At 39.0% G+C, this 26,131-nt stretch carries 16 protein-coding genes; 5 read left to right on the plus strand and 11 right to left on the minus strand.

From position 1 onward, the window contains the following. Positions 1–213 precede the first annotated feature (213 nt). Positions 214–1,899 (plus strand): DUF8614 domain-containing protein, encoded by a 1,686-nt coding sequence (locus tag HG263_RS18940; protein ID WP_171627646.1) that lies wholly within the window; start codon positions 214–216, stop codon positions 1,897–1,899. A gap of 110 nt (positions 1,900–2,009) precedes the next feature. Here HG263_RS18940 and HG263_RS18945 read toward each other — a convergent pair whose 3' ends face one another. From HG263_RS18945 to HG263_RS18990, 10 genes are all read right to left on the minus strand, one after another. Next, entirely contained in the window at positions 2,010–3,542 is a 1,533-nt protein-coding gene (locus HG263_RS18945; protein ID WP_171627647.1) for a M17 family metallopeptidase, read from the minus strand. A 71-nt stretch (positions 3,543–3,613) separates the two neighbouring features. After that, positions 3,614–5,299: a carbon starvation CstA family protein gene (locus tag HG263_RS18950; protein WP_171627648.1), complete on the minus strand. Its 1,686-nt coding sequence runs from the start codon at positions 5,297–5,299 to the stop codon at positions 3,614–3,616. Positions 5,300–5,485: 186 nt separating this feature from the next. Continuing rightward, positions 5,486–7,426 (minus strand): M3 family metallopeptidase, encoded by a 1,941-nt coding sequence (locus HG263_RS18955; RefSeq protein WP_171627649.1) that lies wholly within the window; start codon positions 7,424–7,426, stop codon positions 5,486–5,488. 334 nt (positions 7,427–7,760) lie between these two features. Further along, the gene (gene dinB, locus HG263_RS18960) at positions 7,761–8,771 is read right to left on the minus strand and encodes a DNA polymerase IV (RefSeq protein ID WP_171627650.1); all 1,011 of its coding nucleotides are present in this window, start codon (positions 8,769–8,771) and stop codon (positions 7,761–7,763) included. A gap of 194 nt (positions 8,772–8,965) precedes the next feature. Further along, positions 8,966–10,024 carry a DNA polymerase IV gene (gene dinB / locus HG263_RS18965; RefSeq protein ID WP_171627651.1) on the minus strand — a complete coding sequence of 353 codons (1,059 nt, stop codon included), beginning with the start codon at positions 10,022–10,024 and terminating at the stop codon, positions 8,966–8,968. A gap of 66 nt (positions 10,025–10,090) precedes the next feature. Continuing rightward, on the minus strand, positions 10,091–13,273 hold the full coding sequence (locus HG263_RS18970; RefSeq protein WP_171627652.1) for a type I restriction endonuclease subunit R: 3,183 nt from the start codon (positions 13,271–13,273) through the stop codon (positions 10,091–10,093). A 1-nt stretch (position 13,274) separates the two neighbouring features. Then, a complete protein-coding gene (locus HG263_RS18975) occupies positions 13,275–17,189 on the minus strand; it encodes an alpha/beta hydrolase (RefSeq protein WP_171627653.1) in 3,915 nt (1,304 codons plus the stop codon). Positions 17,190–17,192: 3 nt separating this feature from the next. Then, on the minus strand, positions 17,193–18,383 hold the full coding sequence (locus tag HG263_RS18980) for a restriction endonuclease subunit S (protein ID WP_171627654.1): 1,191 nt from the start codon (positions 18,381–18,383) through the stop codon (positions 17,193–17,195). After that, a complete protein-coding gene (locus tag HG263_RS18985) occupies positions 18,384–20,021 on the minus strand; it encodes a type I restriction-modification system subunit M (RefSeq protein WP_171627655.1) in 1,638 nt (545 codons plus the stop codon). 175 nt (positions 20,022–20,196) lie between these two features. Continuing rightward, positions 20,197–20,436, minus strand: a complete 240-nt coding sequence (locus HG263_RS18990) for a helix-turn-helix domain-containing protein (protein ID WP_171627656.1) — start codon at positions 20,434–20,436, stop codon at positions 20,197–20,199. Positions 20,437–20,550: 114 nt separating this feature from the next. Between HG263_RS18990 and HG263_RS18995 the strand changes: the two genes are divergently transcribed. Together HG263_RS18995 and HG263_RS19000 are read left to right on the plus strand one after the other, a co-directional pair. Next, entirely contained in the window at positions 20,551–21,075 is a 525-nt protein-coding gene (locus tag HG263_RS18995) for a VspR family transcription factor (RefSeq protein WP_171627657.1), read from the plus strand. Then, on the plus strand, positions 21,075–22,559 hold the full coding sequence (locus HG263_RS19000; protein ID WP_171627658.1) for a DEAD/DEAH box helicase: 1,485 nt from the start codon (positions 21,075–21,077) through the stop codon (positions 22,557–22,559). Before HG263_RS18995 ends, HG263_RS19000 begins: the two co-directional genes overlap by 1 nt. Before the next feature lie 209 nt (positions 22,560–22,768). On the opposite strand, the gene HG263_RS19005 is transcribed toward HG263_RS19000, so the two are convergent. Continuing rightward, entirely contained in the window at positions 22,769–23,233 is a 465-nt protein-coding gene (locus HG263_RS19005; protein WP_216628502.1) for a 5' nucleotidase, NT5C type, read from the minus strand. Positions 23,234–23,987: 754 nt separating this feature from the next. Here HG263_RS19005 and HG263_RS19010 point away from each other — a divergent pair. Next, positions 23,988–24,860, plus strand: coding sequence for a hypothetical protein (locus tag HG263_RS19010; protein WP_171627659.1), 873 nt, complete (start codon positions 23,988–23,990; stop codon positions 24,858–24,860). Between the two features lie 122 nt (positions 24,861–24,982). Beyond that, entirely contained in the window at positions 24,983–25,984 is a 1,002-nt protein-coding gene (locus HG263_RS19015; RefSeq protein ID WP_171627660.1) for a DUF4238 domain-containing protein, read from the plus strand. The last annotated feature ends 147 nt before the right edge of the window (positions 25,985–26,131 follow it).

Here is a 26,131-nt window from a genome sequence, read left to right on the forward strand (position 1 = left end):
AAAACTACTCAGTGGCATTAACATACTGTTGTTATATGATTTTAGTATTGTTCAACATCGGCATAAAGTTAAGACGCTGATGTAAAAATATTCCATTAAAATGATTGTGGCTAATTTCTCAGTCATTACATCGCGTCGATGCAGCATATTTTTTACGAATAAGGTAAAGTACCTGAGTAATTTTCACTTCCAATAACAAATAAAGAGAGCACTATGAGACTTTCTAAAATAAGCCAAGCATTAATCGTTGCGAGCACTTTAGCCTTGAGCGCCTGTTCAGACCCTGCCAGCAACTCACCTAAGGCACAAAGTGCACAGCAAGAACAACCAAGCTATGCGTTAGTTAATACGCCACAATCACGCTTAGACATTTACACCGAAGTGACTTTAAAAACGGATTTGTCGCACCTAAGCGACAATCAAAAGCAAATGATCGGCAAATTAATCGATGCGTCTAAAATTATGGACGACCTATTTTGGAAGCAAAGTTTTGAAATGGACAAAGCAACCTTTTTGAGTCGTATCGCAGATGACAAAGTTCGCAAATTTGCTGATATTAATTATGGGCCGTGGGACAGACTAGATGGTGACAAAGTCTTTCTAAGTGGTTTTGAAGATAAAACACCAGGTGCAGAATTTTATCCTCACGATATGACCAAAGAAGAGCTAAATAATTCTGATTTAAAAGATAAAAACGGCTTATATTCAATTATTAAGCGTGACGAACAAGGTAAACTCTACAGCCTGCCTTATTCAAAAATATACGAACAAGAACTCACCCAAGCGGCTCAACTGTTGCGTGAAGCCAGCAAACTTGCAGAAGATAAAGAATTTGCTAATTATCTAACTCTTCGTGCAGATGCACTCCTGAACAATAGTTACCAAACGTCTGATTTTGCATGGATGGACATGAAGAATAATCCGATTGATGTGGTTATTGGTCCAATTGAAACCTATGAAGATCAATTGTTTGGCTACAGAGCCGGTTTTGAATCATATGTGCTCGTTAAAGATTTGGCATGGAGCGAGCGTTTAGCCAAATTCGCCGCATTTTTACCTGAACTACAAACAGGTTTACCTGTTGACGAGAAATACAAGCAGGAAGTACCAGGATCTGATGCAGACCTAAATGCTTACGATGTGATTTTTTATGCTGGTCACTCAAACGCTGGTAGCAAGACCATTGCTATTAACCTACCAAATGATGAACAGGTTCAGCTAGAAAAAGGCACTCGCCGCTTGCAGCTTAAAAATGCGATGCGTGCTAAATTTGATAAAATCATGCTACCTATTGCCGACCAACTTATTGTGCCAGAGCAACGTAAACACATCACCTTTGATGCTTTTTTTGCTAACACCATGTTCCATGAAGTGGCACACGGTTTAGGAATTAAAAACACCATCACGGGTAAAGGCACTGTTCGCCAATCTTTGCAAGAACATGCTAGTGCAATTGAAGAAGGCAAAGCCGATATTCTTGGTCTTTACATGGTTGAGCAGCTGTTAAATAAAGGCGAAATAACGGAAGGAACTATCGAAGATTACTATATCACCTTTATGGCTGGTATCTTCCGTTCAGTACGTTTTGGTGCATCAAGTGCCCACGGTAAAGCAAACATGATCCGCTTCAACTTCTTCAAAGAACAAGGCGCGTTTTCTAAAAACGAGCAAGGCCTATACAAAGTGAATATGGATAAAATGGCAGTGGCCATGGAGAAGCTTTCAAACTTGATCTTAACGTTACAAGGTGACGGTGATTATCAAAAAGTAGACCAGCTTATTGCCACTCATGGTGATATCAAAGCTGAACTGGAAGCTGACTTAGAAAAACTATCTAAAGCAAATATTCCTGTTGATGTCACATTCAAACAAGGTAAAGACGTACTAGGTCTTAAATAATTTGATTTAAGCAGTCAACCTAATTAATAAAGGGCACATTGAGTGCCCTTTTTCATATAGTTAATGCGTAACTCGCTGTTATACCAATCAGCTTAACTAGTGGATTGATATTAAATGCAATAACGCGCAAATAAGCTGCTCACTGTTGCAGCAGTTGGCTTGCCGTGTTGCCAATCACCGCCCTCAACACCACTGCCAGCAATATCCATATGCACATAAGGCAATGGAAGCTCTGAATCACAGCCATGCTTATCTAGCCCGCCCACAATCGCTAAAAATGCCATAGGGAATTGGTGACCGCGCGCAGTAACCGCTGAAGGGGCATTGTTACTTGAAAGCACATCGTCTGCTAAGGTGCGAGGTTTTACAAAATCATAATCTTCACGACGGCTGCGTGATAACTCCGCGCCATCGGCCCACAGATCGCCGATATCGGCCAATTGACGAGATACACTCGCCGCACGAGCTGGGCCATTTTCTACATAAGCGCTATATGGACCTACCGCTCGTGCTGCGTGGCCAGTCAGTGTTGCGACAGTAAATAACTCAGGGTTTACCTCTGACTTAGCAAGGTCTTTCATTTCGCTTAGTAAATCACCCATCGCCAAACGACCTTCGGCATCGGTATTACCGATACGTACTTTTAACCCCTCACGGCATGTGATGATTTCATCTGGTACAAAACAGTCTGAACCGATTGAGTTACGCACCACAGCGAGGTAGGCAATTACTTTTACCCCATTTGGCTGATAATCAGCAACTGCTTTCATAAAACCAGCGACAGATGCAGCACCGCCTTTATCGCGACTCATCCCCGCCATAAAGCCACCTACTTTAAGATCTGCACCGCCGGTATCGTAAACAAGCCCTTTACCAACGAACATCAAGGTACGATTTACTTCACCGCTTGGCGTGTATTCTAGCTTTATCACGCGAGGATGGTGACGCTCAACGGCATAAGAAGCACGAGCAACAGTTCCCAACATTGGATATTGCTTTTCTATCGTATTGATATCACTAATAACTTCTACAGACACGCCCGTATTGTTAAATAACTCAACACAGTAATCTGCAAATTTTGGTGGCGCCATACGCTCAGGTTCAGTACCACATAAATCTCGGGCTGCATATTGGCCAGCAGCCATGGCATTAAGCTGCTTACACAGCGCCTCACTGGCTCCTACTAAGCTTATTTGTGTAACTGGCTCTATGCTTTGACCACGATACTCTCGTGCTTCTAACGGCTGCCATAGCGCCTGACACGCGCCTAAGTAAGCCACTTGAAGCGCATTTTGATAGCGTTCATCTTGTGGCATACCCACAACCTGCAAGGTAGGTGCTTTGCATCCTGCCGCTTTTGCTTCATTGATAGCTGACTTTGCAGCATCAAAAACACGACGTACGTCATCATAATCACGATTAAGCGGGCCAGTTGGGGAGATAATCAAACGCTTACCAGGTAGCTCATCAGCAAGCAACAGAGTCGCTTTGCTCGCGATTCTCGCATCTATCGCTAGATACGGCGCGACAGCTGTGTTAAGACGCTCATCCTGTAAATCATGCACATCTGCAGCAATCACGATCACTGCGTCTGCGTTATTATTCACTAAATCACTACATGGTAATGCTAGAGGAAAAGACATAAAAAAGGCCCTCAGTTACAAATTAAGGGCCCGATTATGGGATATTTGATAATGCTTTACCAGTAAAGTCGTTATTGTTGACTTGTGCCGTGCGCCTCGGCACGATTATGTTTGCTAATAACAGCCCAAGCTTCCAACATCACCAGTACACTCACCACCAATACGATGATATCCAGTCCCACTAATAACCAGTTACCTTGCTGGTAATATTCTTGTAGTTTGATTACTCCAGCAAAAAATGCCATCAATAAAACAAAACTCATTGGTATTAAAGTGTATTTCGCTGGGCGCCCTAACTTAATGAGGTAGACTGAAATTACTAACAAAGTAAGACTCGCGAGTATTTGATTGGTTGAGCCAAACAATGGCCAAATGATCATACCACCACTGCCCGCAGAGCCACCGGCTCCAAAAGCAAGCAATAGACAACAACCAACTGCGATGAATGTTGCAACAATACCATTTTGTAGCGGCTTAAGTTGGTATATCTCTCCCCACTCTTGAATGATATAACGCTGCAGTCTTACCCCCGAGTCCATCGTTGTACCAGCGAACAGCACCACCATTACCGCAAGGAGTGTTGCTGCGATCTCTGCCGAGATACCCCAACCACTACTGATCAAATTCGACCCGCCGTTAATAAATGCTCCCACACTGCCTGCACCTAAGTGGCTGTATATTTCATGCCATTGCTCAGGTGACACAGCAAGCATCACGCCACTAACGGCTACTAGAGTTATCAAAGCCAAAGAGCCTTCACCTACTGCGCCCAAGTAACCAACAAACCGACCATCTGTTTCTTTATTTAATTGCTTAGAGCTGGTGCCCGATGACACAATGCCATGAAAACCTGATACCGCGCCGCAGGCGATGGTGACGAATAACAGCGGTATAATGCTTGGTGTTTCACTAGCCATTTGGGTGTTGAATGCTGGAGCAGTAATATCTGGCATGACCACAAATACCGCACCGTAGAGTAATATCAAGCCAACCAATAATTGCATACCGTTAATAAAGTCGCGAGGCTGCAGCAGCATCCATACCGGTAATAGAGAAGCCACCGCTGCATAGATAAAGAGGATCACAATCCAACTCGCCTTATCCGTTAGGCCAAATAATTCTGAAGGCAATGCCAAAGGCATACTCGACCCCATGTAAATCGTGGCATACAAAATCGCCACCCCAACCACACATAGCGGTACTAAAGGCACTTGTCGTTTAAGTAACTGTCCAATAATCAATGCCACTGCAATCGCTGCCCATGCAGGAAACACAGCGCTTGGATTGGCAACAAAAGAGTTGGCAATCACCACTCCAAATACCGCATTGACCATTAATAAAACCAGAAACACCACTATCATAAATAACGCACGGGTGCGTTTTCCTATGACGGTTTCAGACAGTGCCCCCATAGACTTACCTTTATGACGTGCACTGGCCCAAAGTGCCCCCATGTCGTGTACACCGGCAAAAAATATGGTGCCAATCACTACCCATAGCACCGCCGGAACCCATCCCCAATACACCGCAATAGCAGGCCCAACAATTGGGGCTGCACCGGCAACCGAGGTAAAATGGTGTCCCCACAATACCACTTTGTTCGTTGGTACAAAGTCTACGCCATCATTGAGTTCGTGTGCTGGCGTGACAAAGTTATCATCCATTTTGAAGATTTTTTCAGCGATGAATTTTGAATAAACAAACCAGCCAAATAGCATACCAATGATGCCAAATAGCACTATCATGATTGACTGCATTCTAGGCTCCTGCTCTTATTATTGTTTTCACTTAGCTTTTGAAATTAACATAATTAACAAAAAAAGCACTTACCTTTTAGTCGCAGAAAAATATAGGGACTATCGATAAGTGCTTGTTGCACGATTCAAACTTGCTCACTTATGAGGCATTCACGTTAGGCAAAAATGCATCATCAGTTTATGTTGTTACTGCTGACTATAGGTTTTTAATTTTCCTGCAAAAGCGTCAAAAGAGACTGGCCTTTGTAGAAAGTCTTCTAACAATATGTCCGCAGGCTTTGAACCGCCCTGCTCCAAAATTAACTGTCGATATCTACTTGCCGTTTCTTTGTCCATCATGCCGTTTTCTTTGAACTTCGAAAGAATGTCCATTGCTATAGCCTGTGACCATTGATAAGTGTAGTAGCTGGCACTATAACCGTTCAAATGTGTAAAAGAGGTATAAAGATACTGATCGTCATTGGCAGGAAATAAAGTATAAATTGACTGTAAGTCATCGCTGAGTTTATCTACATCTAAGCCATTTGGGTCTCGGTTATACACGTCAAGAGAAAACGCCCCATAGTGCAATTGCTGCCGAGTATTCATACCTAAATTAAAGTCTCTAGCAGCGTACATAGCATCAAACATTTCCTTAGGTAGTACTTCGCTTGCGCTGTTGGTCGCAAAGCGAGACAAGGTTGGATAATGCCACGCCCACTCTTCAAGCATTTGTGATGGAGCTTCGATAAAATCTCTTTCTGTTGACACTCCTGCGGTATTACTCCATTGAGTACTTGCAAACATAACATGGAGCGCATGACCAAATTCATGCAAAAACGTGGTCACCTCACGATGCGACATAGCGGCATTACCCTTTGGAAAATTTGCCAGTACGGCCGCCACGGGTATCTGTTTACCTTCAATCCCTTTTTGCAAAGTCACCACTTTGGCATGAGTAAACTTGCCATCCCGCGGGTGCAAATCCAGATAAAAGCGTCCCAATAATTTGCCGTTATCATATACCTCATATGCCGTCACTGAGGTATCCCATAACCAAGTATCCCAAGGCTTTACCTGAATACCGAATAGCTCTTGAGTCAGCTCAAGTATGCCCGCTTTAGTTTTGTCAAAACTGAAGTACCTACCGATAGCTTTGGAATCAACTTGTAACTGTTCTTTTAAAACCAGCTCGTACACATAGTCACGCTGCCATAATTCTACTTTATCTGTCTTTGGATAAATCTGCTGTAATCTCGCTAACAAGCGATTATAGTCTTTTTGATCAGCTGCTTTGGTGTATTCATTAAGCTGGGTTAAAAAGTCTTTTACTCTTTGTGGCGTCTTTGCCATTTTGTCTGAGATGATGTAATGCGCATAGTTATCAAAGCCTAATAATTGCGCATATTCAAAGCGTTTTTGTAGCAATTGCTCAACAACAGGCACATTTTCAGGATAGGCCCTTTGCCAAAACGCAAACCAAAGCCTTTTCTTTACCTCGTCATTTTCTGCATAAGATATGACTGGAATGATATCAGGGTAACGCGTTGAGATTTCAATAAAGCCATTTTCATCTAAGCTCCGAGCATTAATATATTCAGCAGGTAGCCCTTTTAGCTCTTCTGGCTTTACTTTTATATAGCGCACACTCTCATTAATATTTTTATTAAACTGCTGGCCTATATTCGTTAATTCGCTATTGAGCTGGTGCAACTTAGCACGCGTTTGTGCATCTTTGCTCACACCTTTTTTTTGAAACTGAATTAGATACTTTTGTATTGAGTATTTAGTTTCATCATCAAGATCACCCTGACTAATATTCAAATACTTTTCGTGAATTGGTTGTGACAACCAAAGTTCACTCTCAAAGTTGGCAATTTTTTTAATGCACACTCTTGCCGCATTTTTGATACTAGGTTCATTAAAGCTGTCTGAGATCAGTCTTAACCTGCCTGATAGATTACCTAAAGAAACAATCAATGAATCAATAGGTTGATAAAATCTCACTTGGGTTGGGAAGCTGCCATCTTGCTCAAGAAGCTGCTTTTTCGTGTTTGCGTCAATAAGTATCCGTTCACATTGCTGCGTTATATCAGCCACAGAGTTTAAATCTCTGAGTTGAGTCGATTGGTAATCAGCTGTAAACACAGGGGGGTCTTTTTGAACAGTTTGGGAAAGGAGGGGACTTTGAGCGCAAGAGGCTAGAGCAATACACATAGGGGCAATAATTAAGGCTATTTTAAGCATACAACATCATCCTGATACTTACTTTCGTGGTGTGAGATATAAAAAACAGACCGTCCTTATCTTACTAAACAACCAAAAATCACGCTCGCACTTGCTTGTTACGCATCAAATAGTCGCTTTTAGATCACCTGACAAAGGCTTGGTAATGTTTAAGTTTCAATCGGGTCAATTGTTGTACGGCAATATAGCAAATAGCTGAAATAAAAACAAAAACTCTATTAAGATAACGGCAAGCCTACTCGCTATCAAATAGTCCCAGCTGCGCCTGACAGCTTTTGCTATCAGCAAGGCCAATATTAATGCCTATCAAACGTACCGGTTTACTTGGGTAGCGAGCGAGCAGTTCCTTTAGCAATGTGGATAAAACATCAACGTTTAAACTATCGTATTGACATTCTTTGCTAACAACTTGAAAGTCAAAAAACTTCACTTTAACGCCCAACTTATTCATACCTCGATTGTCAATATACGGTTGTGCTCGACGAGTAAGCTCTGGGAATAGCGACTCAACCAAGCGCCGCGTTAACTCGACTTCATCATTGGTGTCTTCACTAAATGTTGTCTCAACACCCACAGACTTTCTTACTCTGTGCGTTTCAACCTCTCGCTCGTCAATGCCATGGCAACGCCGCCAAAGCACTGAGCCAAATTTACCAAAGCGTTGATATAAAAAATCTTCACTACTTGCTTTAATATCACAGCCATACTGAAAGCCAAGTGCCAATAGCTTTTGCTGCGTCACTTTACCTACGCCGGGGATTTTTTTTAAAGGCAAGGTATCAATGAAGTCATTCACTTCATTGGGTGTTATAACAAACTGACCGTTAGGCTTGTTTTCATCGCTGGCTATTTTGGCTAAAAATTTGATGGGTGCGATACCTGCTGAAGCAGTTAAGCCTGTTTCACGTTCGACATCTGCGCGAATTTGTTGTGCTATTAAAGTGGCACTGCCGCCAAACTGAGCGCAGTTTGTTACATCCAAATAAGCTTCATCTAAAGACAGCGGCTCGATCAGATTGGTATAACGAGCAAAAATCCCTCTGATTTGTGCCGACACGTCTTTATAAACTGACATTCTGCCGGGCACTATCACCAGGTGAGGGCATAGCTTTTTAGCCTGATAGTTGGACATTGCCGAGCGTACACCGTATTCACGCGCCAAATAATTAGAAGTAGACAAAACCCCACGATGACTATTACCGCCAATGGCCATGGGAACTTTTGCAAGTTCAGGATTGTCACGCATCTCAACGGCCGCATAAGATAAGAATCGTGATCTAATATTGAACAAGTTCGGAGCTTTAAAGGATACGATACCGAAAATAACCAATAAAAGCAGAGCAATAAAAATTTACAAGGTAAAGTCTCACCCTATACGGTATGTTCAATTTCTATTGTTCATTTTTTTAAGAGTCACAAATAAAGTAAATAACCTTTTATTTACCACTCAAAAGATATCTGTTCTGTATCTTCTTTGTTTGGTGATAAACCGATGTGAACACCTAAAAGGCGTACTCGTTTTCCATTTCCTCTAGAAAAAGCTTCACTGAGCAATTCAGATAAAATGGAATTATCAATCCTATCTGTTGCGAATTCTTTTGTCGTTTGATGAAAATCGGAAAACTTAACTTTAACACCTAATTTGTTTATTGCTCTATCTTTTAGGTGTCTTTCAGACCTGCGCTCCAATTCTGGGACTAATTTTTTAAAAAGGATTTCTTCAAGAACAGAAATATCAAAAATATCTTCTGGAAATGTACGCTCAACACCGACTGATTTTCTTTCCCTGCTAGTCATTACAGGTCTATCATCTACGCCACTACACCTCTCCCAGAGTAAGCGACCAAGTTTCCCATAACGAGAAGCTAAATATTCTAAACTAGATGCTTTGATATCCCTGCCATATTGGAGGTTGTCCGCTAGAAGCTTTTCGTTTGTAACTTTACCAACACCTGGAATTTTTTTTAACTCCATATTATCGATAAAAGAATCAACATCATTGGGAGGAATAACATATATTCCATTAGGCTTATTCAGATCAGAAGCTACTTTCGCTAAATATTTGATGGGAGCTACACCAGCAGATGCAGTGAGTTGTAATTCTTCATAGATAGAGCGACAAATGTCTTGAGCTATTAATGTCGCTGAGCCACCAAACAATTGAGAGTTGGATACATCAAGATAAGCTTCATCAAGACTGAGAGGTTCAATAATGTTGGTATAGCGTTCAAAAATCTCCCGTATTTTTGCACTAACTGATTTGTACACTTCCATTCTACCAGGCACCAAAATCAGGTTAGGGCACTTTTGCAAGGCTACACTTGTGGGCATTGCACTTCTAACGCCAAATTCTCTTGCGATATAATTACAAGTAGATAAAACACCTCTTGCTTTACGGCTTCCGCCAACAGCGACAGGCTTATTAGCTAATGAGGGATTATCTCTGATTTCAACAGACACATAAAATGCGTCCATATCAACATGAATTATCTTTTTCAAAATAGAACCCCTACAAAGTTAACTGTATAAATATACAGTTAACTTTGTAGGGGTTCAACAACAATTTTAATGATAAACACTCTGGCCTTGACCAGGATATTTCTCAAATATATGCATATAAACTTCGCTACATTTTTTAGGCCATAATTCGTCGTCATATGATTCAGGTAAGCTATCGAGCACTTCTTCAATCATATTCTTAACTCTGGCTTTTGTGCGTTGTTTTTTCCGCCAATCGATCACCAATAACTCTTGAATCTTTTCCGTCAGTTCCTTAGCAATCTCTTTAACTTGCTTACGCTCTTTTTCCTCCAATGGTGCATCTTGAATCATCAAGTCATATACCGCTAACTCTTCCTCAGAAAGCCCTTCACGCACGGTACGCTTTTCTTCATGTTCAAGCTCATCAATAAAGTCTTTCAAACGGTTAAAGAACTCTTCTGCGGTATAAGCACCCAAGTTGTACTCTTCAATAAGCTCTAAAAACTTTTGCTGGAGATCTTTGCGGGCTTTATTTTTCAGTACCATAGGTTGAAGCTTGCGCTCTATAATGTTCTTCAACCGTTCGGCATCTGATTGCTGTGGCTTTTCAATTTTTGCCACCATGGTTGCTAAGGCATCAAAATCGATTTCAGCGATATTGATAGGATCAGGTAAATTGCTTTGGATCTTGATTGTAGAGATTGAGTCATCTAGCAAATCATTTACTTGATTACGAACGACATCTAGCACATCTTCATCATCAATTGATAAACCTGACTTCAAACGCATTTGCGTATAAATGACGTTAATTGCAATACGGTATGGTACATACTCATTTGCACTGTCGTCTGGCAATATAGCTTTAAAGATACGATTTATTTGACGCAAATATGCGGTAAACTCTTCTTTATTCTTAGGTTCAAGTAAGATCTCGCTTGCATTGTCGAGCATAGCTAGTTTAGTAAAACCATCAGCTGGTGCTTTTACGATACCGTTGATATCGATATCGTTAGTGTTTAAAAATGCTTGTAATTCATTAATAGCAATGCCTAGCGCTGAAACTAGTTCCGACTTATCTTGCGCTGGGCTATCAACCTTATAAGGTGCGCCACCCTCAGCAACACCACCACCATATAAACCTAGTGCTTGTTGGAGAGAGCTAAAAATATTTATGTAATCAACAATCTGACCAGCTGATTTACCTTCGTAAACTCGGTTGGCACGGGCAATGGTCTGCATTAGTGTATGACTTTTGAATGGTTTATCTAAATAAAGTGTCGATACTGATGGTGCATCGAAACCTGTAAGCCACATGGCGCATACAAAAACAATCCGTAAATTATCCTCTGGGTCTTTGAACTTCTCATCTAACTTTTCTTTTAAAAACCTTTCTCTATGCGGTTTATAATTTAGACCTTTTTTAGCCAAACGTTCATCATCATTTTGCCCACCAGACACAACAACTGCCATGTCTACCGACTCCATATGTTCAATCTGAAATTGAAGCTTATTCAGTCGGCTCCCTTTCGCATACTTGGCCTGTGTTTTTAAGCTTGTTAACTTTAACTTCCAAGCATCCTGAACCTTGTCATACATCTTAATTGCAGTGGCTTTGTCAATCGACACAACCATTGCCTTACCTAACATTCCATCTGAAAAGGCTTCACGATTAATATAATGATCAACCAAATCTTTAGCTATCGTTTCTAAGCGGTCATCACGAGTGATAATGTGGTAAGACTTCGCAAATTCATTTTCAAGTCTTGCTTCTTGCTCTTCTGTTAAGTCAGCTTGATCAAGAATCTCTGCAATATCACTACCTATGTCATCGTTAGAAAGTGCAACTTCAGGGACTCTATTCTCATAATAAAGAGGAAGTGTTGCACCATCATCAACCGCATCAGCAAAGTTATAAACACTTATATAGTCACCAAACACTTCACGGGTTTTTGCTTCGCCTGCTAATAATGGCGTGCCAGTAAAAGCCATAAATGACGCATTCGGCATTGCATTACGCATATTCATCGCAAGTGAGTCATATTGGCTACGGTGAGCTTCATCGGTAATAACAATAATATCGTCACGCTCTGACAAAACAGGAAAATAGCCTTTTTCATCACCTTTAAACTTTTGAATTAAAGTAAATACAAAGCGATGATCTTGGCCTAATAACACTTTTAACTCTTTGCCTGACTCCGCTTGGCAATTTTCAGTTACTATGCCTGCTGCACTAAAGGTTTTATAAATTTGATCATCTAAATCAGTTCTGTCAGTCACTAAAACAAACGTCCAGTTACCTTGGTACTTTCTGAATGCTTTTTTACAGAAAAACACCATAGAAAAACTTTTACCACTGCCTTGAGTATGCCAAAACACACCTAGTTGACCTTCACGCTCTTTAACGCTCTTTAGGCCCAGCAGCGCTTGGTTTACCCCTAGATATTGATGGTACTTAGCGATAATCTTGGCTGTCTGTTTACCTTTAACGAATAAAATATAGTTTTCTACTATATCGAGAAAACGGTTTCGCTCGCATACACCACGTATCACAACTTCTAAGCTAACTCTTCGTTCTTCTTTTTCGCTTTCAATTTTTTTCCATTCAGCAAAGTGCTCCCACTGACTAGATATAGAACCCACTTTGGACTGAACACCATTAGAAAGAATGATTATTTGGTTAAAAGTAAAAAGTTGAGGAATGTTATTACGGTAGTCGGCTAAATTATTCTTATACGCCGTAAGAAGATTTTTGTGACTTGCTTTTAATTCAACAAATAACATAGGTAGGCCATTTACGAAACCTAATAGATCAGGGCGTCGTGTTTCAACTTCTCCCGATATTGTCATTTGGCTACAAAGCAAAAAGTCATTTTCAGTTACATCATCCCAGTTTATATAACGAACAATACAATCGTCTTCACCCTCAGCATCTGTAGTATAAACATACCCTTTTTTTAACAGCTCATAGACTTCTTCGTTCGCCGAAATAGGTGTCATTGCACTTCTATCTCGTGCAATCTCATCTATTGCTTCTTGAATTATAAACGAGCTAATACCTGGATTAAGCCTAACTAACGCAGCTCGAAGCCTTGCGAACAACACAACATCATTGCGTGTTTCTCTACCAAAAAATAAAGAGTCGTTATTTAATGACTCATCATTTAAAGAGCCAAAAACCTCATCCCAACAAGTTGCTGTTTCCCAGTTTAATTCTGAAAATAGATTAATTGCAGGTTGTTCTACTAAAGCATCTTCCGTGTATGTCATTTTAACTCCTTAACATATGCTCTTCAGCGTCACGCTTTACTTCATATTCAATTTGATGGTCAATATTCTCTATGAAACCTATTGCCCAATTTCTCACTTTAATATTGGTATGTTCGGTTAATGTTTGAAGAATTTTCTTATCAGCTTCTAAATATGGGATTAAAGAACCTGACCATGTTCTACTTGAAAAATTCGCAGATATTTCACTTAGAAATGGCCTATTATCAGCATACTCAGTCAGTAATTGAATCATTAAAGGGTTTACTACGCGCTCTTCTCCATGCGAGATAAACATAGAAATTGCTCGGCCAACTATAAGAAGGCCAATTTCATCTTTACACCACGAAACAACTACCTCTGGATCTAATATATCAAAAATGCTCTTATCTCTTTTTTTATAAGATTTACCACTACCAAGTAAGTCAATTAAGCGATACGGTTTTATTGCTTTTCCATCAGTAAACTTATTAGCAACCTTAGGCCAGATATAGTTACCATGTACTTCGAAGGCTTTATAGAAAGCATTACTTAAGTAATCCCACAAATCTGAATAATCAACATCATTTTCGCCAACCTGATCAATAACATGCGAACATAATTGTAATGCGAACTCAGCGTCTCCTGACTTTAATAATCGTTCAACTGAATTTAACCAATGGTAACTATCCGAATGGCGAGTCTTATCTTCTTTTCTGAAAGAAACATTAAGAACTAAATGGGCTAAAGTCTCTCTTAACTGAGTAAAATCCAAATCAGTACGACCATGTGTGTACATGTTCATATTATCAAGTGCTACCCAATTTGCTGTCGCATCAATTTTGCTCAGTGACATGCAAAAGCTAGATATTTCCTCTTCAGTTAAATGCTCAGTTGCCCGCCCATAAACAAGCGTAGAGGCCGAATAACTAGGGAGATTTTCTTCAGCGATCAATCTAATAAAAACATCTAAATGCGACATTTCAAAGCGACCAGTTCGTATCGCGTCAGGATAATATTGAATAAGCTTTTCATCTGAACCTATTAACTCGATCATTTCTTTCCATTGAGCAGGTTCCTTTACATTAAGTCCAGACAGTAAACCAGAAAGGAACTGAGTATTAACAATGTTGTGCTTGCGCAAATAGTCGAGAGTTGCATTGATTATCTTTGTGGCATTATCTGCTTCTAGCACTATATGTTTTGCAAAAACCCAACTTTGTTTCTGCTCAGGAAAGGTCATCAATAATTCAAAATGTTGGTACAAATCATCAAGCTTATTGTTAAGAGTTTTTGCTAGTCGCTTTGCATCTTCCGCTGCCATATCTATATAGTGACCATCATCTCCTTTTACATGTTCCCTCGAAGGATTAAGCACGACTAATTTCAACTGTTCTTCAATGCTATTTTCATCGGGGGACAATAACTTTTCCCACGACTTTAAAAAGTCAATTTGTTCTTCATTCATTCCTTTAGCATCATAATGTAAAGCATGGGTTATCGATTGAGCTGCGGCAGGCCAGTATTTACCTGTAAGTTTGATTACTTCTTTAATAAAGTGATCCAACTTCTCTGGTAGCTTGTATCGGATTAACCCTCTAATTTCATGACCAAATGCATCTTTAACCTGTTCAACTAACTGACCGCGTTTAATAATTACAAGTAATATGTCTAATAAAGACTGCCAATAATCATAAATTTCTTGATATGTTTTTGGATGCCATTCTTTCAATTCTGGCTTAGTGCCTTGAAACTCTGCTCCTATTGTTCTTGTGCCGCCGTGAGTGTCCATAGCTGTTTTAATAGCGTTAATTATTACAATATCTGCACTTTCTAAGTCTAAGGAAATAGCTTTGTTCAAAATTGCCAGTCTTTGGTCAAAATCAGCTTCAGTACCAGATAATTGCCAGCGAAATAATTGCGAGAATTGCCCCAATGCATTATTGCTATAATTTTCGTTTTCAAATTGCGCAAATTTAAATAAAGTCCATGCACTTTTATCAAAGCAAGATTTATGAAAAACAAGCATCTCCAATGCCCAGACTAAGTTTCGTCTAACATCGCCTTCTATATCGAGTATTTCTTTATCAGTTAATCGCAAAATAACTCTGTGTAGCTGATTATTTGTAACCGCAGGGTTCACCTCAACTAATGCGCGAAACAGTCTTGAACCCTGCTTAGATAGCAACAATTCCGCTTGGCCGAAAGGGTGGTTAGCAGCACAAAAATTTTCAACAAACGATTGCACATTTACCGAAGAGTCTAAGTATCTTATTTGATCGCAAAAACTATCGTGTAGCATAGCCGGAAGATTGGAAACAATTTCACTTTGCCTATCAAATGCACTTGTATTCCACCATTCCATTGCCAAGTTTAAAGCTAATGGTTTGGGAACCACGCGAGCTAGGCTTCCAGTACAATTAATCAACTCTTTTTCGTTGAAAGTCATAATTGTATTTTCGAAGGTAATTTGGTCTGTTCCAGCAATACGCTTTAAAAATTCAGCGTCTTCATTAACGTCATCTCTAACACCTCTCTGAAATCTAAAATAATCGAAAAGAGAAAAGACTTTGAGCAGTTCTCTTGCTTGATCACTTAGGTTTCCATCACCATTTATTAATTTTTCAACGAGATCAGATTCATCAAATTGAGTTGTTATTCGCCCTTCTTGCTGAAGCTCTCTTATGGTCATTTGTGCTAAAAGAGGAAAGCCTTCAATAAATTTTTCTAATTGTTTTTTTGAAGATGTATCGAGACCAGGTAAGCTAATATCGATAAGATTTTCTATTTGTTCACTATCTAATTTGTCTAGCTTTATTCTGATGCTATTTTTTAATTTCTTCTCTTCTTCGTGATAAAAATATGTCGTTATAAGTTTTAGAGGAGAGTTATTAATTTCAATTGCATTTGTTGCAAAGTTATGTAAATTCACAGAGCAATTATCTATGATAATAAACCCTTGTGCTCCGTTTTCTGCTGCTATTTTTATTGACTCTTGAACAGCGTGTGTATTTTCAGCGCCACTAAAAATAATAAAATCACTATCTTTCAAGTTATTTCTATTTTTATATTCAATCAATAATCGAGATTTTCCTAAACCAGATAAACCAGTAAGTCTGACAAAACAGCTATTAGAGTTTATTGCTTCTGATAATGCGGAAAATGCTATTTTTCTTGGCTCATCTTCTTCGTAAGCAAGCTCATGCTTACGCTCATCATATTTCAGCCATTCTTTAATCGGCTTAGCCGCATCTAAATTAAATTTACCAACCGAAGGGGAATTTTTGATAAATGATTTCAGTAGTAAAACCTGCGTGTCATCTTCTGAGTTGGGTTTTACTATAGAGCTATGATTTACGCCATTTATTGTTTCAATAGGGTGATGTCTAAATATGCTTTTGGAACTCATCGCAGAAACGATAGTTTCATTAGCATCAATGACACTTAATATGGTTAGGTGCGCATCAAGTTTTTTATCTACCCATTGCTCATTTAAATCGTCTAATTCAGTTGCGTTACTAGCCAAAGACTTTAAATGCCTATTTAAAAAGGCTATATGTTTCCCTACTTTTGCAAAACCAGAGCCTTCATGAGGGACGTCGAAAAAACAGACTTTTTTAATATTATGGTTGGTGCCTTTGGCATCAAGCCTTAAAAGCATCCGCCTAATAACTAGCCCTCCAAGGCTATGACCAACAAGAATGATATCGTCCTTTTCAATGTCGCAGCGTGTTTTAATATCTGTCAACAAACCATTTGCAATACTCAGGATAGATGGTGCAGGCAAGAAGCATTGCTTGATGGGGTTCGGTGAGGTATATCCATACTGAATTACGGTATGTTCAATTTCATCATCATCCATCAAAAACTGTGGGAATTTCCCCCACGTTTTTTCTATTTCACCACCTAATCCATGTACAAAAATGATAAATTTATTCATATTTTAATCCTTTAATTCTATTTGTCCTGAGATTAGTTTGGGTAACAACATATCTCGTTGTTGTTTAAGGTTTTGGTTTCTTTTCTTTAAATTAACCACTCCCTCAAAAAACTTATGTGCAATCTCCTCAAATTGCTCAACTAACTCTTCTGGCGGCGCAATATACTTCAGCTGTTTTAACGTTGTTTGTGTTAAAAGTGGTTGTGCAGATCCTCCTGCATATTTGTTTAAGTTAAAGTGCTCCAATAGCAAGAACAAATATGAAATGTTTTTCTCTGACTTACATTTAGCAATAATCGTATTATCTGACCCCCAGAATTTGTCAAAACAATACTCAACGGCTCCACAATAAGCTCCCACACGACCTATTATCACCGCGTTTTGATACTTCCATTCTTCTGCTTTACCTACAATACCGTTAGCGCCATATAACTCAAACTCACCAGTTTCAGATTTAGCACACTTTTTACCATTCCAAAAATCAAATGACTCAGCAAACTCTTTAACTCCCCATCCCTCAGGGGTTTGACCTAGTGGCGAGTCAATAAGCTTAGGATTGCCATCGGCATCAAGGTTTTCTTTGTGCCCTGGATAACGGAAGTTAATAAACCATTCGCGATAAAGAGATTGCGCCATATCTTCTAAGATAGCGATACGGCGGTTGTTGTTTTCGATTAGGTCGTCGTAACCCTCAAGTATATCTGCAACTTTCTTTTGTGTACTTTCTGGAGGAAGGATGAACTCGAAATCCTTAATTTGTTGACCACTGATGTGAGGTACATTTACACCTGTAACTATGGGTTTAATATAACTTGTAAACTGAGGGCTTCCTATCAAATAACGTAAGTAGCGAGTGCTTAAACCATCCACGCCTCTCATTCTACAAACTCGTTGTACTAACAGTGATTTTGGGTCGCCTGGTTTTATCCATGAAAACTTTAGACCTGACTCAATCCAAGGTCGATCCATAGCTAACACTACATCATTTTCTTCCAACCAATACTTTTCTTTTACTGGATGTTCAGAAACAGGCCACCTTACAGCACCAACCCAGTCTATATAACCTTGGTGAACGTTTGAGCCTTTTACTAAAGGAATATCTTCGAAGTTTTGAGTAAATAATTTACTTTTAAATGCGAAACCACTCAAAAAATCGATGTGTTTACCAAGTTTAGTTACGGTAATATTGTTCATCTAAATACTACCCAGCACTTTAGTAATATTTTTTGAAATTGATACTTCCAATTCATGCGCCTCAGCATTCAAGATTTCTAATTTTTCTTGAAGTGCTTCTAACTTAGCTGCAAAGTCTTCATCATGCTCCTGATCATCTTCAGCAACTCCTACATAGCGACCAGGGTTTAAGCTATAGCCTTGTTCTATGATGTCGGCTTTAGATGCCACTTTACATAAACCAGCGATATCTTGGTAAGTCAGTTCACCATTGTCGTTGGTAAAGAAGTCTTCTAGTTTAAACTTACCGTCGTTGCCAGTGTCTGGATGGGTTTCTAGGTAAGTATTATCAATATCTTGCCCACGGTACAAGCGCACAATATTGGCGATAAAGTTGAGTTGCTCACTGGTGTAATCACGCACGGCGCGGGTAACTTGGCGGAAGATATGGCGCGCATCAATAAACAATACTTTATCTTTGTTGTACGCTGGTTTGTTTTTATCTAAGAACCACAGCGCACATGGCAACGTTACGGTGTAGAAGAAGTTACTCGATACCGCCACCATGACATCAACGGCATCATCTTCGATAAGCTGTTGGCGGATTTCTTGTTCTGAACCACGGGCATCACTAGCTGAATTTGCCATTACAAAACCTGCACGACCTGTTTGGTTAAGCGCGCTGTAAAACATTTGTACCCATATATAGTTACCGTTGTCATTGCGAGGCATACCATAAGGGAAGCGGTGTTTATCACCTTCTAAACGGTCTTTTTGGATTTCATTCACATTGAATGGAGGGTTTGCCATTACATAGTCAAACTGACCGTGTTGTTTACCATCAACAACTTCACCTTTGGCAAGCTCAAACGGGTCTTCATAGTAAGAGTTACCTTCTCGGATATCACCTTGTAAACCATGAACAGCTAGGTTCATTTTTGATAAGCGAACTGTATCACCTGTTTTTTCTTGGCCGAAAACCGAGAGTTCATCAGACGCATTCTTATTATGACTTGCTACAAAGTCCGCCGAACTGACAAACATACCACCACTACCACAAGCGGGATCGAATACCTTGCCATGATATGGCTCGATGATCTCGGTAATTAATCTTACCAATGCAGAAGGCGTGAAGAATTCACCACCACCTTGACCTTCTGTTTTAGCAAATTCATTCAAGAAGTATTCGTAAATACGGCCAAATATATCCGAGCCAAGGCTGAAGTCGATGTCATTGAAGTTCTTAAGCAGGCTTTTAAGAATATCGTTATCAAATCGTGTAAACGTTTTAGGCAAAGCATCTTTTATAGCTTCATTTTCACCTTCTAACGCTTTCATCGCTTCATTAACATTTACGCCAATGTTTGCACCTTCTGGTAAGGCTAGTAAATTTGAATATAAGGCTTCATCAGGTACATACATTGCACCTTCGGCTTGAATTTTAGATTTGATATCACCACCGCCACGGCTGCGAGAATTCGTTTGCTCAGCAATCTTATTCTTTGCTTGAGTAAAGCGATATTCGGCATATTTGAGAAAGATTAAGCCTAATATTGGGCGGGAGTATTCTTGTGCAGTTAAACCTGTGTTTGCACGTAATGAGTCAGCAGCTGACCACAAACGTTTTTCTAATTCTTCAATTTTTTTAAAATCAGCCATTCCTGAGGCCCTACTATCCAATATTGTATTCAATTTAGTGTAACAAAACACATTTTCTAAAAATATATTTTAGTTACATAACTTTTTGAAATTTATGTTCATTTTGTTTTCAATCAAACAAAAGTAGTTCGCCTGATTTTGAGCCATACGAACGCTTTATTAACCACTTTTAAAACTATTCAATTTCAGTCTCTTTTAACTGCTCTAGATTTGGTAAAAAGTCAGCGGGTTCGCACTCTAGTGCAATCGCAATCTTATAGAGGATGTCTAATGTGATATTTACTTCACCTCTGTCGATACGGCCAACATAGCTTCTATCAATTTTTGTTGCGACAGCCAGCTTATCTTGAGAAATCTTCTTACTTGTTCTTATTGCACGTAATTTTTCACTAAAAATTTGGTTTCGATCATTCATCCGATTTACCCCAAACGAAAAGATCGATGATCCCATATTGCGGATTATATTATCACGGATTATAATCCCACGGATTATTATCCTAAAACCTACACCTATCTTAAGAGGGTTCATATGAAGTTAAACTTTCTTATTGCTCAAATTGTCTCTGTTGAGAACTTTGATAACTTTTCAGCATTGGAGTTAAGAGCCGCATTTCTTGTATTGCACGAAGACAAAAGTTTATGCCCTGTAGAAGCTAGAAGGTTCTGTTATGCGGAATTGATAAAGCTAGTAAGAAGAAACTGGTTAAAGAAAATTAAATCCAATAAAACTGGCGCTGTGAGCTACAAAAAAACAGCGCTGTTCAATGCTGAGAAAATTCTGCCTGAAACGACAGGTTCAATGATTGAAAAACCGAATCTTCTCCCTCACCCTGAGAAAGTTAAGGCCCCATTGTTAAGCAGGTTAAACCGTTACAAAAAAGAGCTATTAATTAGTTTTGGAGAACTAGAAGAGTATGAACAGCTCTCGCAAGTTCACCCAGAATTAAACGAACAACTTCAAGATAAATACAATCAAGCCCGTGAACAAAACTCGGCTTTACTTGGCAAAATCAAAGCGATTGAGAATCTTTTTAACCCAGTGAGTAAACCTTAATGAAATTAAGAAAGTGGCAGAGTGAATGTGTTGAAAAAGCACTAAAGCAGTATTCTGAAGGGCAAAAACATTTTTTAGCTCTTGCGACACCAGGCGCAGGTAAAACTCTCATGGGTTCAGAGCTAGCTAAGCAGCTATTTGAGCATGATATGATTGATTTAGTGTTTTGCTTTGCCCCTTCAAAAATCGTTGCTTACGATTTTAGCCAAAGCTTGAAGCAGAGCATAAATGCTCGCTTTGATGGTCTCATCGGAGCCAAAGGTAACTCTAAAACATATCAAGGATTGCAATATTTAGATGAGTCGTTTTGGGATCTTTTTAAGTCCCATAGGGTGTTTGTGATCTTTGATGAGATACACCACTGCGCCGGATCAAATATTGATAACGCTAACTCATGGGGGCGACCAATAATTGAAAAAATAAAGCATGGTGCTGAATTTACCATTTCGCTTACAGGCACTCCTTGGCGTTCTGATGCTGCCCCTGTCGCACTTTCTAAATATTGTGATGTAACAAGAAGAATAAAATGTGATTATGTTTACGGTTTAAAGGAAGCAATACGTGACAAGGTTTGCCGAATACCACAGCTCATCGCTCTTGATAACGACAATATTACTCTCACAGAAAAAGATGAAACCCAGCATTTTAAGTCGTTTGCTAGTCTATTAATGGAATCCGGAATTCCTTACTCTAAAGTCGTTCAAAATGAGATTGTTATTGAGCAGATGCTTATAAAAGCTAATTTTCAGTTAGAACGATTAAGGACTTTAAATGGTAACTCAGCAGGCTTAATTGTTGCCTCAAGCATTAGTCATGCTTGGCAAATTCACGCTATTTTACGAAAAATATTAGGTGACGATGCGCTAGTTGTAACAAGTGATGACGATAAGCCAAGCGAAGCTATCCGACAATTCAGAAAAGCAAATGATAAGTGGGTGATCAGTGTAGGAATGATTTCTGAAGGCACCAACATTCCTAGATTGCAAGTTTGTTGCTTGCTAACAAATGTGACTACCGAGCTATATTTTAGACAAATCTTAGGTCGTATATTGAGAGTTACGGATAAGCCAAATCAGGAAGCAATTATGCTCATGCCTGCCGAACCGCTATTTATGGAATTTGCAAAAAATATCATTCAAGATATTCCAGATTCTGCTCCCATTGTAAAAGTTGAAACCACATCTGACTCTGTATCTCTCGATAATGAGAATATTATTGTCGACGAAACCTGCGACGATAACGTTCAACTAGTGCTCACTTCAGATATCAACTCTGATATATCCACTATCTTAATTTCACCTTCAGAAGTATATGAATCTGAAGGCGAAATTAAGCAAAGCCAGTTAAGTGATACCTATGAAAGAGAATTAGGAGTGTTTGGGAGATTTAAACAAGAAACATTAGAAATTCGGGACTTCGAGTATTTTAAAAATTCTGATTTTAAAAAAATGAACTCAGCTCATGAAGACATGGCTGTTTTTTAAAATGATAAAATGGGTAAATATCAATCTAAATTACCAGATTCAGTTAACAAAGCTGAACCTTCAACAATTGTCACCTAAATAAACGCAACTATCAGAACTGATATAAGCTAGTGCTATTAAAATTTTGCTCACCAAAACTAAGCCTCGTTAATAACGAGGCTTATTATTTTTAAATCTGATGGAGCTTAAATTCTCTTAGGTTAATTCAACTAATTTGAATTAGAACTTAGCTCGCTTGAGAGTTTGCCTAATACTGTTTCCCAATCAGGGCACTCTATAGTTCCAAAATGAAATAGTTTACCTTCAAATATTTCCTGCCCTCTGCCGCTGGCGTGGTCGTCAATCAAAATATCGCCTTTCAGTAGCCCTTTATGGCTGCATATTATTAGGTTATGGGTCATTTCGTAACCGAATTTATCTTCGACCCAAAGCCTTTTTTCTGAATATGATAAAGGATTTTTGGTTGAAGGTGCTGTAAGTATGTAGACTTCAACGTTGGTATTTTTTCTTAGTTGTTCGACTGCTGCTAAAGCGCCATCCATTGGGGCTAAGCTTCGAAAAAATCCAGGTAAACTTTGTGGGAAAGGATTGTCAGGATTTTTTTGTTTGTGCTCTTTTATTTTTGAAGAGTAGTCACACAACACATCGTCCATATCTATGTAAATTTTCAGCATGTCGTCTCACCTAATTTTTTGAAGACCCAATATTATGGGCAATCAGTTTACTTGAACGGAAGCTTCTTTTCGCGTGATTATCATAAGTGAGGCCGAAAAGTAGATCTTCTTAATTTAATAGCGGGCACTTTCTTTCAGTGCTTATATTTATCTCAAGCGAGGTAAGAGAGATCAAGTATAGAAACTTAGGTCAATTAGTAATTATTCACAATAGTGAAAAAAAGCATTATTAATGACAATATCTGACACTATAGTGAAAAAAAGCACTTTTATAGCAAGGCATTACAAGTAAGATTCTCTATGCTTACCCAAAAAAAACGATGTATGGACTTCCCAGAGTTTGCTAGACACCCAATGAGTTACATTGTAACTTTAAATTGTAGTAGCTCATATCTGATCTGACAGTATACGCAAATAGGTTTAGAATTTATCTGACAGGCAGTTATGAGCGAATAGAGTCATTGAATAAATTACTCCAAGCACATAACAAACTCTTCGTTGTTAGAAGTAAAAATTATGCCTATTCCATTTCTTAATGATTACTTCCTCCTTAATAATATTAACACCCAATTTGCCTGTTTTCCGCAATTTATAAAATGTTAATTTTCAAATAACTATCTGACTAGTAACAACTAATTATTAGTGTTATAAATTGCTAAAGTATGTAAACAGGCGATGTTGCGGTAGAAAAAGAGGCAACTTGCCTCTTAATAAACTGTTAGCTGCAAAATAAGGAAAAGGTTACCTTAATACTATGATTTGTATATTTAGTGGTGAGCAGGCTGATACTAAAGAACATGTTGTTCCTGCTTGGCTTCAGCGAAAAATGAACCTATCAAACCAAAAGGTTAATTTGCCTAATGGTACTTGCTTGAAATATAAGCAAGTCGTCGTTCCTGCAACAAAAGAGCACAATGAAAAATTTGCTGAAATTGAAGGGCGTATTGCTAATGGTATTTATGACCCACTTGAAGTTTATCTCTGGGCGTTAAAAATTCACATAGGCTTCATTTTCAGAGATTCAACACTCAAGTCTGATATAAAAAATCCTGAGTCAGGATTTATTCTTGAAGTGGGTGACTACGAGTCTGAGATAAGGTTATTTAGAAAGCTCTACCGAATTTGGTCTCGTGGTGGAACGATTAATCCAGATTCCTTTGGTAGTGTTTTTATTGTTGACTCTTTAACCCAGAAAAATGAATTTGAGTTGGTACACTGCGGGATTTCTGGTGCTGTTGGAATAGATGTTGGTGATAAATTTATATTGGTGATGTTGTGGGATTTACAGAAAACATTGAATTCTAATGTGTTAAATGAATGGAATAATTTCCACTGCAAGAAACTAAAAATGCTGGAAGGCCGTCCAGAATATAATGATCACTGCATAATGACAACAAGGGTATGGGCGTGTGAAACAGCTTACTTTGCTTTTAGGTTTTTGCAACCAATTCGAACGGTTCAGGTTAACGACAATCTGTTTGCATCACTAGACAGAAGTAAAAAAGTTCCTCGTGAAATTAATGATTTCGAGTTTGCAGCTATTTGTAAGAACTTTGGCCTTAAACGTGTGCATATGCCTGAAATGGGTGATTATGTATACACTCAATTTGACGAAATAAGCAGCTAACAGAGGCATCAAGGTGACGCGTTACACTCGGCGGTTTTGGTATGGAGTTCGGTGTGCTTGGTTAGTTTGGTGTTGGCGCACCTTATGTCCGGCGTTATATTTATCTTAAGGTTCGGGGTGGAATGGGAAAAGTCACGAAAAATAAAAATCACTTTAGTCCCGTGTTAGCCAATAAATATTGGACTAATGAAGAATCGGGTTGGAGCTATAAATACTACTATTTTTGTAAGCACCGAAATAAAGTAATTGATTCACATAAAGATATTGGCAAAACCGCATGGGGTTATGAGCTAAACCTCTACCCACAAGAAGTCGAAGACCGCCTCGATCTAGAGCTTGAAAATGAAAGTGCATTACTTTACGAGAAAATAATCGCTGGAGAAATATTAGATTTTCCTCAGCGAATGAAGTGGGCACAATTTATTATTACTCAAGCCGTCAGAACTCCGAGCTTTTTTCGCTATCGTGACCATATCGAGAGAAATAATGGTGGTGACTATTCATATAAGAACTCGATATTGGGTTGTTCTAATTGCGAAGAAAATAAATATATAGCATCGAGAGATTGGCTTATCCTCAAAGCGAATGAAGATGACTTTTTTATACGAACTGATAATCCGGTTTACATGACAGGGTGCCTCGATAACCCAACGACAGCGATATTTTACCCTCTGACACCAAAACTTTGTTTTGTAGCTTGCTCATATGTCGAGACTGTTTTATTGCCAAAAGGCATGAAAATGCCTTCACCAAAGCAAGATTTTTTGCAGTTAGAAAAAGGTGATGCATATCATATAAATTTTGAATTGCTCAAATCAGCAAGTAACTCTGTGATTTTAGCCAAGAGTGATAACAATGAAGTTGTTAGCCAAATTGCATTAGATGTACTCGGAGCATTCCCGCAAATACCTTTTATGCTTTCCTCTGCTAAAAATGCAATTAGTGAGTCTAATGTAATTGAATCTCTAACTGGCTTAATGTCAGCCGCAGATGGGGTAGTGTACCCAGAGTATCGAGACTACCCATTCAGTCCATTTTATGGAGTTGAGTTCTCAATGGGAATTAATCCTTTTTCCGTGTTCGGGGTCACGCAAGACAAGTTGCTTTTAGATTTCGAGGAATGATAAATATAACAAAGCGTTTAAGACGGATTCCCAACGCTTGGCATTTTCGGTTTGCTTCGAATTTAGTGTTTACGGCACAATGGTTTAGGTAGGGTGTTAGCGTTGCTCAGCACTTAACGCGGCGTTACCACCGTCCGCCTCTGGCAC

The sequence above is a fragment of the Pseudoalteromonas caenipelagi genome (assembly GCF_013140855.1).
Classification (GTDB): Bacteria; Pseudomonadota; Gammaproteobacteria; order Enterobacterales; family Alteromonadaceae; genus Pseudoalteromonas; species Pseudoalteromonas caenipelagi.

What these genes read in the sequence shown, in the direction of transcription:
- HG263_RS18940 (WP_171627646.1), top strand. Translation starts at nt 214, where the DNA reads ATGAGACTTTCTAAAATAAGCCAAGCATTAATCGTTGCGAGCACTTTA.
- HG263_RS18945 (WP_171627647.1), bottom strand. Translation starts at nt 3,542, where the DNA reads ATGTCTTTTCCTCTAGCATTACCATGTAGTGATTTAGTGAATAATAAC.
- HG263_RS18950 (WP_171627648.1), bottom strand. Translation starts at nt 5,299, where the DNA reads ATGCAGTCAATCATGATAGTGCTATTTGGCATCATTGGTATGCTATTT.
- dinB (WP_171627650.1), bottom strand. Translation starts at nt 8,771, where the DNA reads ATGCGTGACAATCCTGAACTTGCAAAAGTTCCCATGGCCATTGGCGGT.
- HG263_RS18970 (WP_171627652.1), bottom strand. Translation starts at nt 13,273, where the DNA reads ATGACATACACGGAAGATGCTTTAGTAGAACAACCTGCAATTAATCTA.
- HG263_RS18975 (WP_171627653.1), bottom strand. Translation starts at nt 17,189, where the DNA reads ATGAATAAATTTATCATTTTTGTACATGGATTAGGTGGTGAAATAGAA.
- HG263_RS18980 (WP_171627654.1), bottom strand. Translation starts at nt 18,383, where the DNA reads ATGAACAATATTACCGTAACTAAACTTGGTAAACACATCGATTTTTTG.
- HG263_RS18985 (WP_171627655.1), bottom strand. Translation starts at nt 20,021, where the DNA reads ATGGCTGATTTTAAAAAAATTGAAGAATTAGAAAAACGTTTGTGGTCA.
- HG263_RS18990 (WP_171627656.1), bottom strand. Translation starts at nt 20,436, where the DNA reads ATGAATGATCGAAACCAAATTTTTAGTGAAAAATTACGTGCAATAAGA.
- HG263_RS18995 (WP_171627657.1), top strand. Translation starts at nt 20,551, where the DNA reads ATGAAGTTAAACTTTCTTATTGCTCAAATTGTCTCTGTTGAGAACTTT.
- HG263_RS19000 (WP_171627658.1), top strand. Translation starts at nt 21,075, where the DNA reads ATGAAATTAAGAAAGTGGCAGAGTGAATGTGTTGAAAAAGCACTAAAG.
- HG263_RS19005 (WP_216628502.1), bottom strand. Translation starts at nt 23,233, where the DNA reads ATGCTGAAAATTTACATAGATATGGACGATGTGTTGTGTGACTACTCT.
- HG263_RS19010 (WP_171627659.1), top strand. Translation starts at nt 23,988, where the DNA reads ATGATTTGTATATTTAGTGGTGAGCAGGCTGATACTAAAGAACATGTT.
- HG263_RS19015 (WP_171627660.1), top strand. Translation starts at nt 24,983, where the DNA reads ATGGGAAAAGTCACGAAAAATAAAAATCACTTTAGTCCCGTGTTAGCC.